The sequence below is a fragment of the Stieleria sp. genome, from assembly GCF_041595215.1.
GTDB lineage: Bacteria > Planctomycetota > Planctomycetia > Pirellulales > Pirellulaceae > Stieleria > Stieleria magnilauensis.
In genome coordinates, this window is sequence record NZ_JBFHKV010000099.1 from 1 (window position 1) to 13,197 (window position 13,197).

Here is a 13,197-nt window from a genome sequence, read left to right on the forward strand (position 1 = left end):
AAATGGGTTGGTCAAAAAATGGGGTTGGTCAAAAAATGGGGTTGGTCAAAAAATGGGGGCGCGGCAGGCGGCGGGGTCTCGAGTCGGGCCCGAGTGACTGCCTTCATGTTTTGACCAACCCATTTTTTGACCCTCTTATCTGTAACCCAATCGATCCCCCTACCTGACGCGAAGGGCCTCCACCGGGATCACCGCCAGCTCGGCGCTGTTGAGATTCCCGCGGCGGCCGCCGTTGTTGGAATACCCGACGTACAATTTGCCTTCGTGCTCGATTGCACAGGGATAAGACAGACTCAGTTGTTCGGCGGATTCGCCCGGCTGATCGCGATGCACGGAGCGGCGGATGACAAACACTCGGCTGAATGTGTTTTCGTTCGGGCGAGAAACGGCGATCGTCAGCGGTGTTCGCTTTCCCCCGTTGTCCTCGGCCGTGGTGCAGACGAGGTACCGCTGGCCGGTACTCAACACCCCGGCGGCAGGCTTGGAGGTCGCCATGGGGAGATTGCTGGGACGGGATGCCGACCAGGTGCGGCCGTAGTCCTCGCTTGTCGCTGCCAACGCCACCGCCGCGCCGCCGTATCGAGCGAGATTAAAAACATTCTTGCCGTCGGCAAACAGCGACGATTCCCCCCACATGCGTTTGACCGTGTTGTCGACGGGAATCGGCACAAGGTCCCAGCGGGTGAAGTCGTCACCGTGACTGATCGCAACCGCGGCCGGGAACGCTTTGTCGCCCGAGTAGCGTTTTCCGAGGAATCCGGGCATGATCCAATTGCCATCGCCCATCGGCACGGGTTGATTCATCGGCCAGAAACCGCGTTGCAGAACGATCCCCAGTGGTTCCCAATCGCCGGTCGCTTCATCCAAGCGATAGGCACGCGTGTGAATGCGATCCATGCGTCCGTAATAGGCGCCGTGAAACGCCCACAAGGTGTCGTTTTGAGAAAGGAAGACGCCGTGGCTGACGGCCAGATTTTCTTCTTCACCGGCGTCGATCACCTGCAGCGGTCCCCAGGTCTTCCCGCCATCGTCACTGACACGACACTGGGCTTCTTCGGTGACCGTGTTTTCGGCACCCCGGTTGTGACCGAATGAGGCGAACAAACGTCCCTTGTGCCACGCGAGTGAGACGCCGTGCAGAAACGTATAGCCGTCTCGCGGTTTGTCCCACTTTTTGATCACGTGAAATTCAACGTCGGTCAATTGCGGCAACGCGTCGGCCTCAGGAAGCGGTGCTGCGGGGTCCCATAACGGATAGGGTGGTGCCGGTTTGGGAATCGGATGTGTCGCCGTCACCGGTCGATACTGCGCCGCGATCTCATTGGGCGTCAACGCCCGCGAAACAAACTGGGCTTCATCCAATGCCCCCAGCAACGTCTGCCGAATCTGCCCGTCGTCATTCACGCCACCGAACGTCAGCGGCGCCCCGGTCGAACGGATCGGATGGTCTAGCTTGACGGTTCCGTTGATTGCTCCATCAACGAACAACTCGGCGCGATCCCGTTTCATCACCAAGCCAACCTGGTGCCAACGGCCAGGTTGTGCCTGCGGTCCCTCGACGGTCAGCCAGCGACCCTGCCAGAGATAAAGTCGAAAACGCCCGTCGCGGTCGACCATCAGCGACCACTCGCGATCATCCATCGAATATCGATTCTTGGCGGCAATCATCTGTTGATCGCGATCCAATGAGTAGGGGTTGACCCAGATCATGAACGTGAATTCGTCAGGCTCGAAAGCACTTTCGAAGCCTTTCACTTCGAGGGTCGACTGGCCGTCCAACACGACGCATGTTCTGTCGACTCCATCTCCCGCACGAGCGTTACCGTGGAGTTCGATGTCGGACGAATCGACTGCATCGAGTGACCAGCGAACGGAATCCTCGGCTGGTGCTGCCAACGACACACCGCCAAACAACAACAGAATCGACACGCGGGCAATGGTATTCATGAATCCTCTCTTCTACTTCAAACCGACCGGCCTTGGCGGCGATTCCAGTGCTTCGGACTGCGGGGCGACATCTCCCGACGATCGTCTGCCGGGACATTCATCGCGAGCGATCTGGCTGGGGACGTCATGACCGGTGCGGGAGATTTTGGGGCACGACGTTGAGGAAGGGGGGTGGGGAGGGCATTCGCGCAGGCATTTTAGTCCAGCGGCTCGGCGAAATGTAGCCGCGCGGAAATCCTAAACCGCTTGGACGTTCACAACACACGAAGGGATTCGGCTTGACGAAGAAATCGAGACTCTCCAATCAACGCGATCCGATCTTCGGTGTGCCTGTCAAGCCTGGCTGGCCGGTCAACCACCAATCACGATCAGCAAAAAGAGAGGGGGGGCTGTAAACGCACAGAGCGGTAAAAGGAGTCGGGACGCGGCCAAATTCCCCGGTCTGCCAAAAAGGCTCCTGCCCCTTTTTTGACGGCACGGTATTTGCCCAGGTAAATAGGGCTAAGATCTCAGATACACAGCTTGCGCGCTGTAAGTCGTCAGGTCCCGACCACCGAGTCACTATGAAAGCGTTTCTGATCACCTGGGCGGCTCACGTTCGTGACAGCTATTGGTTCGTCCCCTCCTTGATGGCGGTCGGTGCGATCATGCTGTCGTTTGTGACGACCGGGATCGACAGCCACTTCGGCGCCGGCTGGCTTGAGGAAGTCAGTTGGCTCTACGCGAACAAGCCCGCCGGCGCGCGTGCCGTGCTCTCCAGTGTCGCCGGATCGATGATTACCGTTGCCGGTGTCACGTTCTCCATGACGATTCTCTCGATCTCCTACACCACCTCTCAAGTCGGTCCGCGGCTTCTGAAGAACTTCATGCGGGATACCGGCAACCAGTTCACCCTGGGCGTCTTTATTTCGACGTTCCTCTATTGCCTGATGGTCCTGAGGACGGTTCGCAACGGGGAGAGCGGTAGCGGCCCCGACGCAGTGACTTCCGCGTTTGTCCCGCACATCGCGATCATCGTCGGAATCTTAATGGCGATCGCCAGTGTAGGAGTGCTGATCTACTTCATTCACCATATCCCCGAAAGCATTCACGTTCCCAACATCGTGGCGGGCATCGGGCGCGACCTCAATCGGCAAATTGAGCACCAATTTCCCTCCCGCGCAGGTAAGCCACATGAAAAGAAATCCCAGCGGCAAGTCGAATCAGATTTACCCGAATCGTTCTACAAGACGGCAACGGCCATCAAAGCAAGGTGCCCCGGATACGTGGAGTTTGTCGATCTGGATGGCCTGATGCAGATTGCCGTGCAAAACGATTTGGTCATTCGGATGCGGTTTCGCGCGGGTGATTATGTCACCCCCGGGAATGTGCTGATGTTGGCATCCCCCGAATCCAATGTCACCGATGAGATCGTTGAACAACTGCTTGCGACGTTCGTTTCCGGCTCACAGCGAACGGCGAAGCAGAACCTGCGATTTGTCTTCGACCAACTTATCGAGGTGGCGATGCGGGCACTGTCTCCCGGCGTGAACGATCCGTTTACCGCAATCAACTGCATGGATTGGATTCAATCGGCACTGGAGAATCTTGCCGAGCGAGAGATGCCAGACGCCTACCGATACGATGACAACCAGACGCTTCGCATGGTTGCCGAACCGGAGCAATTCGAGGATTTCGCGTCGCTGGTATTCGATCAGCTCCGGCCGTACGTCTCGGCCGACCGCAATGCGTCGATCCACATGATGGAAATGATTGCCAAGGTTGCGGTTTCGGCATCCAGCGAATCACACCGTCGGTTGTTGGTGAAACATGCCGCTGCTCTGCGACGCGCGAGCAAGAAGACGCTCCATGACGAACGCGGGTTGGAGTTGCTGAACGAGCGCTATCGATCAATCATCAGGCTGCTCCGCGACCCACAGTATCGTCGACAAGTGCTCGACACGGGAAACTGGATCGGCGGAAGAGCCTGATCGAGAAAAAAGCGGTGGAGCGTGGAAGGTAGAATAGGCAATGTTCGTGCGTCTTGATCCGGCGAAGGCGATCGTCAACGATTAGGTCCGCTTCTTGCAACAACGCCGACGATCCGTCTATCCTGAGGCGACGCGGACAGATCGACCACAAGATCGCGCGAATCAACCTACGAAGAGGTGCACCATGGCCCGACCGCTTTGCTCATTGTTGTTCTTGTTTTCGACAGGTCTGCTGCTGGCCGATGACTGGAGTGCCGACGACGATACGTTTGATCCCAGTCTTCAATCGGTTGTGATTGGCGACAGATCCTGGATTGGCGATCCCTCTCCGTTTGTTCATGTCGAGTCCTCACGTACCGGTTACACCTACGTCAATGCAACGAATTATTCGGGACTGGATCCGGCGGTGCAGCTCTCGCTGATGGTGCCATTGAAAGCGGGGGAATCGCAGCCTCCCGGCGGCGGAATGTTGATGCTTAACGGAGAGCAAACCCGAGCTTTCATCAAAGCGATCACCGATGCGATTGAATCGAAACCTGGAGAGACAGAGGAGGGAGTGCAGATCAAGACCGCACTCGAAGGCGCTCAGTGGTCTTTGGCAGCGGCGAAAGACAACGATACCCGAGTCTTGCATCTAGATAACAAACTCAAGGAAAAGTCACATCGCTACCGTTTCTCCGTCAATGCTTCGAAAAAACTGATCGGTGCGATCAAGCATTCTCTCAAGAAGCTGGAAGCGACGGCTGAAGAATGAGCCGCATTGGGGTGTACAGCTACACGTGGCGTACGCTTCCAGCTTGCGTCGGTGCCAGGCTACGCCTGACACCCCAATGGCATGCACCGCATGCCCTACGCAGCGCTGAACACGGACTAAGATACAGATTCCAATGCCCGCCGACCGGGCGAGATTCAAGACTGCACGATTGATCAAGGGAACGAAGGGAGCGATCCATGCCGCTGAAAATCATTTGTCTGATGACAATCTGCTGGGCGTGTTTCGCACCGGCGGTGACGCGGGCCGAGGATCGTCCGCCCAATTTCGTGGTCATCTTCACCGACGACCAGGGCTACGCCGATGTGGGGTGCTTCGGATCGACGGACATCCGCACGCCGCGGTTGGATGCGATGGCCGCCGAAGGAGTGAAGTTCACCAGTTTCTATGCGCAACCGATTTGCGGTCCGTCGCGGGCGGCGTTGATGACCGGATGCTATCCGATGCGTGTCGCCGAGCGCGGCAACACAAAGCAGGTCCACCCGATTCTTCACAGCGATGAAATCACCGTCGCGGAGATCCTCAAGACGAAAGGCTACGCCACCGCCTGCTTCGGCAAATGGGATCTGGCCAAGCACGCCCAGCAGGGGTTCTACATGGACCTATTCCCCACCCGCCAAGGCTTCGATTATTTCTTCGGCACGCCGACGAGCAACGACAGGATCGTCAACCTGTATCGCAATGAAGAACTGATCGAACCGAAAACAGAGATGGCGACGCTGACCCGGCGGTATACCGACGAGGCGATCGCGTTCATGCGAAAACACAAGGAGCAACCGTTTTTTGCCTACATCCCCCATACGATGCCGCACACCCGCCTGGAAGCGTCACCGAAATTCAAAGGCAACAGCCCACGAGGTCTGTACGGCGACGTGATCGAGGAGATCGATTTCAACGTCGGCCGACTGCTCGACGCCGTCACGGAGATGGGGCTCAAAGACAACACTTACGTCATCTTTACCAGCGACAACGGGCCCTGGCTGGTCAAGAACAAAAACCACGCCGATGGACACCTTCCCGGCGACCACGGCGGATCGGCAGGTCGATTGCGAAGCGGCAAAGTGTCGACCTTTGAAGGCGGTGTGCGGGTGCCTTGCATCGTGTGGGGGAATCGTCACGTGCCGGCGGGACAAACCTGTGATTCGATTGCCAGCACGCTGGATGTCCTGCCCACGTTCGCGGCCTTGGCCGGTGCCGACCTGCCGTCTGATCGCGTCATCGACGGCGCAGACATTCGGCATCTATTGCACGGCGAGTTTGACAAAGCGGATCCAGACAAAGCGTATTTCTATTATCTGCGCGTGCATTTACAGGCCGTCCGTCAAGGGAACTGGAAACTGCATCTGCCGCGTGAGGACGAGCCCGTCGGCGCGGTGGAGTTCCGCCGGAATGTGCACATCGCCCCGGCCGATCGCATCGGTTTTGACAGCCCGTTCTTGGTCGACCTGGAGCGTGATCCCGATGAAACGACAAACGTGGCGGGCGACCATCCCGCGGTCGTGCAGGCTTTACTGAAGCTTGCCGACGAAATGCGATCGGACCTGGGCGACTACAACCACGTCGGCAAAAACATGCGATTCTTCGATTTGGAAGGACCGAGACCGACGACTCCGCCGTTGCCCGTTCGGCCCAAACGCGGCACGAAGTAGCGCGGCACGAAGTAGAACGAGCGAGCCGTCCGGTGTTGGCTGGAACGACAGGCCGCTCGCGCCCGGCCGCGAACAAGAGGCATCGCGCGGTGGCCCGTAGGCTCGCGCCAAACGGCTAATCATCGTTTGAGATCAGCCGGTTCGCGCCAGCGTCCGGGCCTCGCTAAAGTTTCCGGTCGTGGACGAGGCAACGGGTCCTCTGCAGTCGGCAGATTGGCAAGGACTTGCCGTCTCGTCCACTACGGACTTGTCGGGGGACTCGTCGCCTCGTCCACTACCGCCTACCCGAAACGCAAGGTGACACGGAGCGCTAGCGGGCTCGTGCCACGCGTTCGCAGCAGAACTTGTACTTTTTACCGCTGTTGCAGGGGCAGGGATCGTAGCGGCCTGGTTTTGGGGTCTGGTCCTTGGGCGGCAGTGCTTCCAAACCGAATTCGAGATCGGATTCCGAACCGACTTCTATAGTGGATTCCCACTCTGACCGTCTCGGTGCTTTTCTTTGAAACACTTGCCCGAACATTTCATCGTGACGCCTGATCATCGGCATCAGTATCTCCTCCTGAAACTCTTCCCGTTCGGCTTCGTCCAGCCCCATGGATTCGGTGAGCGAATCGATGGCTGCCTGTCGTTTGTCCTCGGGAAGCTTCCCGATGTTCCAACAGGCCATGGAGACGTTCAGGGCCATTTGCATCTGCTCGAGTGACCCGTCGGTCTGGTCAAGCAGTGGCTGTGCATACGCGGACATCGCATCGGCGATCGCTCCCATCGTCGGTCCTCCTTGGGGGGTGATGACCTTGCGATCGGTGTCGAATGACCGATCACCAAGGTCTTTCCCACTGTTCTAACTCTGGTCCTGTCTTTTTACAACAGAACTTTTTCCGACGAATCCGTCTTCGCGGCGTTAGCCGTCGACCGGCTCTTTGTACTCCAGCAGAAACTTCTGCCGCTGTTCAAAGAATCGGCGTAGCGACGGCCCGCTTCCTTTTTCGTCGGGCGTTTCCAAGGAAGTCGCTTGCTCAAACGCCTCCAACGTGTCCAGCTTTCGCGTGTCAACGGCGACTTCCTCTTCGATCAGCTTGGCGTGCCGCGCGATCACGGGTTCGACTTCATTCCACGCCAAAGATTGCTCGGCGATTTCTCGCACGTACTGCAGATACTTGCTCCGCAGGCTCGGCACGGACAACAGCCGACTTCGCAGCGGCATCCGTGGGTTGTCGATCGCCACCAGCGGATCGAGATCGACACCGCCATGCCCTGGTCCGCCGCCACGGCCGCCCGGTCCGCCACGGCCGCCAGCTTCTGGGCCGCCGAACCCGCCACGGCCGCGTCGACGCTCTCCAGCCACATCATCGCTCGGTGGGCCATCGCCCGGTCTGCCCGGGCCGAATCCGCCGCCCGGCGGCGGCCCAAAATCGTCCCGACCAAAACCTTCGGGACCACCCGGTCCACCGGGACCAAATCCACCGGGGCCTCCGGGACCACGACCGCCTCCAGCTCCTCCGGGACCACGACCGCCGCCGGGTCCTCCCGGACCACGACCGCCGCCACTTTGAAACGCTTCGTTCATGTCGTGGGGAATCACGTGGAACTGTTTGTCGCTATCCAGAAACAGGCTGTAATCGCTCGCTCGCGTCCAATAACCATCGCTGTTGACCAGAGCCACATCCAAGGCCAAGAAGCGAAGCGTTTCGTCGATGTCCAACATCGGAGCGAGTTCCTGTTCCAATTGATCGAGTGGCGTTTCATTCAGCGTTTCGCACAGTTTGACCAGTGCCTTCCAAGCCTTCTTTCCGTCGTTGGACTTCATCTCGAAACGCTGTTTGTACTCTTCCAGGTCGTCGCCGAGGTAACGCAAGCCCGCATCGGCTCGGGGGCTTCCGCTCGCCTTCCAGCGTGTTCCCTTGGGCGATTCATAGTGCTCGGCAAGAAAGTCCTTGTTGAATTGCTGCACGTTGACGTACACGCCCCAGCTTTCGCCATTGATCACCACGCGGACGTGGTTCGCCTTGGGCGCCGGCAGATATTGACCGGCGATGTGCGAATACAGCACCGTGCTCATGAACGACGGATCGCCGGAGCTGTTGAGCAGGTTCAGGGTTTGGTACCCGTAGAGTTGCTGATCCTTGTCGGCCAAATCGATCGACAGGTTCAACGATCGTTTGTAGCCGGTGGGAACCATGCCGTAAGACGACTGGCCGCGAAATTTCACGCCGACGTTGGTGTATTTTTTTCCGTCGACGATCACCGTGGCCGGAACTTCGACGTCGGTGCCGTGAAAGTCCTCCAGTTCCTTTTCCCAGTCCTGATTCTCGAATTCGAAAAACAGCGTTCGCAGGACGGTCGGATCATACAGACCGGCGTCTTGGAAATGTTCGACCTGGTCAACAGCGAGCTGACGACCGGGCTTGGCCGGTTCGCGGTTGCCGCGGCCGCGCGGTCCACGACCTCCGCCGCCGGGCGGTCCACCGCCAGGACGCCCGAACCCTCCGCGTTGTTCGCCCGCCGCCTCTGTCGCCGCCGTGCGTGCTTTGGCCCGCTCTTGGCGATCGAGCCAGCCGTTTTCATCTTCGTCGAATTGCTCGACCAATTTTCGATCTTCGCGCGGTCCACCTGGTCCACCCGGGCCTCCGGGACCACCAAAACCGCCGGGACCTCCCGGGCCGCCGAAGCCTTGGGGCGGCTGGGCCATCGCCGCTGCCGACAAGCCGGCCAGGACCGTGAGCAGGGTGAAGCGTAGAAATCGTCGTTTCATCGTGCAGATTCTCAGTTTCGTTGGAGGGAGACACTGTTGGGCGACGTTGCCCAACCGGGGTTCGCGATTACGTCGCAGCCGCTGTCCAAATCGTCAGCGTCGCTTTGTTTTGCAACAGATCGATCGACTTGACTTCGACTTTCGTGATGTCCATGCCGATCCGGTTCCGCAGATCGGCCAACAAGGTTTCTCGATGCGAGTCGCCCAGCCATTCCAGCCGGTCATACTCGATCGTGTACTTGGGTGCCTTTTTGCCACCGCCTGACTTTCCATTCCCATTTCCGTTGCCGCTGGCGGCGCCATTGGCGGTTCCGTCGGCTTTGGGCGTCGACTCAGCCGGCACCCTGCCGACGATCCATTCCTTGAGCATCGTGGTGGCGAAAATCACCGAGTTGACTAGTGTGATCTCGGCATAACTCGTTTTTTTGTTGGCCAGCGAGTTGATCACGCCGATCCCGATGACGATGAACAGGTACGTCATTTCCTTGGGGCGAATGGCGTCGGTTCGGTAGCGGAGCACGCCGAAGACGGCAAACAATCCCAACGCCAGGCCGAGGTCCAGTTCCAGCTTTTTCATCGTGAAACAGATGAAAAACACGATCACGTTGAGCATCACCGCGGTGAACGCGAATTCCCGTTCTCGCTGGTTGGGGTAGATCGCAAACACGACGATCAGCAACAGGAAGGCGAGATCGATTCCGAACCGCACCAGCAGCTTGAAAACGTCGTCGTCAAACAGTGGGATCTCGAGGAACTCCATGAGCCGATTCAGTGTTGAGCGTCGATCGGTCACGACCGACGATGGTTTGATGGAAGAGGATGGCGAGTGAGCCCCGTTTGGGTCTCACGGAGGGCAATGCGAAAACGATTCTGGAATCGGGCCAGAAAACTTGAAGAAAAGATGAAGATCTCGTCGGGGCCGGCGATGGCATCAGAAAGAAGCGTCGCCGGCTTCGATTTGACGCCGGCCACGCTGTTGGATTTCTCGCAGCCGCGGGTCGTCCGCCGGGGCAAATCCGGTCAACAGAATCGAGGCTTCACGGTGCAACAACTGGCATTCGATCCAGTCAAACCACGGGATCGGCATCGACCCGACGGGGCCTTGTTCCATCGATTGCGTCAGCGCGTCGATTTCCTGTTGCGACCTCTCAAAGGCTTCCCGGGCCTGATCGGCATCGCCGAGGCGGTGGTACGCCATCGCCAGAGCCGGATACACGGGCTGCATGTTCCGCCATCGATCGTCGGTCAACGCCTCCTTCAACGACGCGACGGCTTCGTCGTACCGTTCCGCCCGGTACATCGCGATTGCGGTCGTGTAGAGGATCACGCCGCGGGGAATCCGCATGCGTCGGAATTCATCCGGTCGGGGCGGTCCGCCGTCGCGTGGTCGACCCGGATCACGAAACTGTGGCGGTCGCCCGTCGGTTCGTTCGAGTGGTCCGCCAACCGGTGGTCCGCTGCGGTCCCAGGGCGCAAATCGTGGCGGGCGCTGCGATTCCTGGGCGTGTTCGTCGTCCATTTCGGCGAGGAACTCCACCGCTTGTTCGGCCAGCTGTTCAGGATCTCCGACCGGATCGCTGGCCAGCACGCAGCTGCGAATCAATGACATCGAGGGACGCTCGCCCCGCTGCTCGGCCTGCTGCAGCAACGCAGTGCAGTACTCGCGATAGGTGTCGGTGTCGCCGGTCAGTAAAAACAGTTGCGGGATGGCCCAATTGGCCGGGTTGTCTTCGGGCACGCCCAACTCGATGGCTTGGGAGAAATCTCGCGCCGCCAAGTCCCACAAGCCCAGTTTGACTTCCAGCGACGCGCGTTCGGTCCAGGCGTTGTAGTAGTTGGGTTGCCGCTTGATCGCTTCGGTGAAATCGGCGTAGGCGGCTGCCCAGCGTTGGCCATCGACGTGGGCCCGGCCGCTGGTGACCAACACGTTGGCCTCCTTCATGGTCGTGGCGAATTGGGCGATTTCTTCGCGTGCCGCGTCTGCTTCCTGCTGCAGTCGCAGCGCCTTCTGCAAGGCCGCGTCTTTGTCGTTTCGCTCGCCAAAGGCCACCGACGCCTGCCACAGACTGACGGCGGTTCCCAAAATCATGGCCGCGGCGATCAGCGAAACCGTGACGAGGGCTGCTTTGTTGCGGCGTGCGAATTTGCTGAGTTGATAAAGCTGGGACGGCGGCCGCGCCTCGATCGGTTGCTCGGCGAGAAAACGGCGCACATCGTCGGCCAGTTCGCTGGCCGACGCGTAACGCCGGCCGCGATCCTTTTCCAACGCTTTCATGACGATCCAGTCCAAATCGCCGCGGACCGCCGAGGACAACTGCTGCGGGTTTCGAACACGTGTCGCCGACCTTGTGGAAAGAGCCGCCGCGACCGTGGTCAGCCGCGTGCTCGGCTTGGGCGGGTCGACTTCGCGAATGATGCGACGGACCTCATCGAGACCGACAGAATTAAATTGCTCCCGTTCGAAAGGCGTCGATCCGGTCAGCAATTCGTACAGCAGCACGCCGAGCGAGTAGATGTCGCTCCGCGTGTCGATGTCCAACCCGCTCATCTCGGCCTGTTCGGGGCTCATGTACAGCGGGGTGCCGATCATGGCCGTAAATCGGGTGTAGATCGTCTTGTCGGTCAGACTTTGACCGATCGCCTTGGCGACACCGAAATCGATGATCTTGGGGACGGGCGTTTCGTCGTGAAGCGTCACCAGAACGTTGGACGGTTTGATGTCGCGATGCACGACGCCTTTTTGATGAGCATGCTGAACGGCACGACACACCGTGGTGAAAATCTCCAGACGCTGTCGCAAACTGAGCTCGTGCTGGTCGCAGAATTCCGTGATCGGAACGCCACGGACGAGTTCCATGACAAAGTAGGGCCGGCCGGTCGCAGTCGTCCCGGCGTCGAAGGCACGGGCGATGTTCGGATGGTCCATCATCGCAAGCGCCTGCCGTTCCGCCTCGAATCTCGCAATCACGTCACGCGAGTCCATCCCCGGTTTGATGACTTTTAGTGCGACTTTCCGACGGACCGGCCGTTGTTGCTCGGCGACAAAGACCAAGCCGAAACCACCTTCACCAATCTGCTCCATCAACCGATACGGGCCGATCAACGTGCCTGGGCCTTCCACGATCGGCCGGTTCAATTGGAGCGTCTCGCTCAGATCCTGGGTTGAATCGGGCGCCAGGATCGCGACGGGGTGGTCGAGCGGATTTTCCGGCAACGCATGGGCGCCGAGTAGTTTCTCCACGGACGCCCGAAGCTTGGCGTTCCCGGCACAGGCCTTGTCCAGATACCCCGCACGGGCCTCTGCGGACTCGAGATCGAGGGCTTCGAGAAAGATGGATTGTTCTGACGATTCGTGCATTTTGATTCGGCCGCGAAATGACTTCGCCGGTACAGAGTCCACAACGCTGGCTGCGTCGACGGCGCAGACGCAACTCGATTGTATCTGTCATGCGAAATCCGGCTCCGAAGCGGGCCAAAAAAATCCGCCGAGACGAAAGTTACTCCGTGTCCTCCATCTCACGCCGCAACCAGGCCCGGGCGTACGCCCAGTTTCGCTTGGCCGTCCGTGGCGAGACGTTCAAGACCTTGGCGGTTTGGTCGATCGTCAGCCCCGTGAAGTATCGGAGTTGCACCAAACGGGCCAGGTCGTCATCGAGCGCTGCCAGTCGCGTCAGCGCCTCATCGAGCGCCAGCAGGGTGTCCTGGTCGTCGGGGTCCAGCAATGCGTCGCCGTCCTGCAGCTCGTTTTTCGCTAAATTGCCGCCGCGTTTGACGCTTTTTCGTCGTCTGGCATTTTCGATCAAGATTCTCCGCATCGCTTCGGCCGCGGCGGCGAAAAAATGTCCCCGGCTGTCCCACTGCTCAGCCGCTTGTTCGGCAACCTCATTCCCGATCAACCTCAGGAAGGCTTCGTGGACCAGTGCCGTCGGCTGCAAGGTATGTCCGGGCGATTCCTGCGACATCTTTCGCGCAGCCAATCGTCTCAGCTCGTCGTAAACCAGCGGCAACAACCGGCTGGCCGCTTGCGGGTCGCCATCATCGATCGCTTGCAAAATTTGCGTGACATCATCATCCATGGCCACAGTATAGATCGACCTTCGGCAGAGA

9 protein-coding genes are annotated in these 13,197 nt (G+C 59.2%); 3 read left to right on the top strand and 6 right to left on the bottom strand.

What is annotated here, in order from left to right; genetic code table 11:
• Positions 1-159: 159 nt before the first annotated feature.
• Complete coding sequence (locus ABX749_RS06145; protein WP_372895201.1) at positions 160-1,947, bottom strand: exo-alpha-sialidase; 1,788 nt, start codon at positions 1,945-1,947, stop codon at positions 160-162.
• A gap of 563 nt (positions 1,948-2,510) precedes the next feature.
• On the opposite strand from ABX749_RS06145, the gene ABX749_RS06150 reads away from it, so the two are divergent.
• The 3 genes from ABX749_RS06150 to ABX749_RS06160 all read left to right on the top strand — a co-directional run bounded on the left by ABX749_RS06150 (position 2,511) and on the right by ABX749_RS06160 (position 6,338).
• Positions 2,511-3,917, top strand: coding sequence for a DUF2254 domain-containing protein (locus ABX749_RS06150; RefSeq protein WP_372895202.1), 1,407 nt, complete (start codon positions 2,511-2,513; stop codon positions 3,915-3,917).
• 184 nt (positions 3,918-4,101) lie between these two features.
• A complete protein-coding gene (locus ABX749_RS06155; protein WP_372895203.1) occupies positions 4,102-4,671 on the top strand; it encodes a hypothetical protein in 570 nt (189 codons plus the stop codon).
• Between the two features lie 221 nt (positions 4,672-4,892).
• The gene (locus ABX749_RS06160; RefSeq protein ID WP_372895204.1) at positions 4,893-6,338 is read left to right on the top strand and encodes a sulfatase; all 1,446 of its coding nucleotides are present in this window, start codon (positions 4,893-4,895) and stop codon (positions 6,336-6,338) included.
• A 310-nt stretch (positions 6,339-6,648) separates the two neighbouring features.
• Here the strand turns inward: ABX749_RS06160 and ABX749_RS06165 are convergent, their stop codons facing one another.
• From ABX749_RS06165 to ABX749_RS06185, 5 genes are all read right to left on the bottom strand, one after another.
• Positions 6,649-7,104 carry an SEC-C metal-binding domain-containing protein gene (locus ABX749_RS06165; RefSeq protein WP_372895205.1) on the bottom strand — a complete coding sequence of 152 codons (456 nt, stop codon included), beginning with the start codon at positions 7,102-7,104 and terminating at the stop codon, positions 6,649-6,651.
• A gap of 135 nt (positions 7,105-7,239) precedes the next feature.
• Complete coding sequence (locus tag ABX749_RS06170; RefSeq protein ID WP_372895206.1) at positions 7,240-9,090, bottom strand: CotH kinase family protein; 1,851 nt, start codon at positions 9,088-9,090, stop codon at positions 7,240-7,242.
• A 67-nt stretch (positions 9,091-9,157) separates the two neighbouring features.
• Positions 9,158-9,850: a DUF4956 domain-containing protein gene (locus ABX749_RS06175; protein WP_372895207.1), complete on the bottom strand. Its 693-nt coding sequence runs from the start codon at positions 9,848-9,850 to the stop codon at positions 9,158-9,160.
• Positions 9,851-10,021: 171 nt separating this feature from the next.
• Positions 10,022-12,448, bottom strand: a complete 2,427-nt coding sequence (locus ABX749_RS06180) for a protein kinase (RefSeq protein WP_372895208.1) — start codon at positions 12,446-12,448, stop codon at positions 10,022-10,024.
• A 139-nt stretch (positions 12,449-12,587) separates the two neighbouring features.
• Entirely contained in the window at positions 12,588-13,166 is a 579-nt protein-coding gene (locus ABX749_RS06185) for an ECF-type sigma factor (protein WP_372895209.1), read from the bottom strand.
• Positions 13,167-13,197: the final 31 nt, after the last annotated feature.

Excerpts from the sequence above, each read along its gene's own strand:
- ABX749_RS06145 (WP_372895201.1), bottom strand. The coding sequence starts at position 1,947 with ATGAATACCATTGCCCGCGTGTCGATTCTGTTGTTGTTTGGCGGTGTG.
- ABX749_RS06150 (WP_372895202.1), top strand. The coding sequence starts at position 2,511 with ATGAAAGCGTTTCTGATCACCTGGGCGGCTCACGTTCGTGACAGCTAT.
- ABX749_RS06155 (WP_372895203.1), top strand. The coding sequence starts at position 4,102 with ATGGCCCGACCGCTTTGCTCATTGTTGTTCTTGTTTTCGACAGGTCTG.
- ABX749_RS06160 (WP_372895204.1), top strand. The coding sequence starts at position 4,893 with ATGACAATCTGCTGGGCGTGTTTCGCACCGGCGGTGACGCGGGCCGAG.
- ABX749_RS06165 (WP_372895205.1), bottom strand. The coding sequence starts at position 7,104 with ATGGGAGCGATCGCCGATGCGATGTCCGCGTATGCACAGCCACTGCTT.
- ABX749_RS06170 (WP_372895206.1), bottom strand. The coding sequence starts at position 9,090 with ATGAAACGACGATTTCTACGCTTCACCCTGCTCACGGTCCTGGCCGGC.
- ABX749_RS06175 (WP_372895207.1), bottom strand. The coding sequence starts at position 9,850 with ATGGAGTTCCTCGAGATCCCACTGTTTGACGACGACGTTTTCAAGCTG.
- ABX749_RS06180 (WP_372895208.1), bottom strand. The coding sequence starts at position 12,448 with ATGCACGAATCGTCAGAACAATCCATCTTTCTCGAAGCCCTCGATCTC.
- ABX749_RS06185 (WP_372895209.1), bottom strand. The coding sequence starts at position 13,166 with ATGGATGATGATGTCACGCAAATTTTGCAAGCGATCGATGATGGCGAC.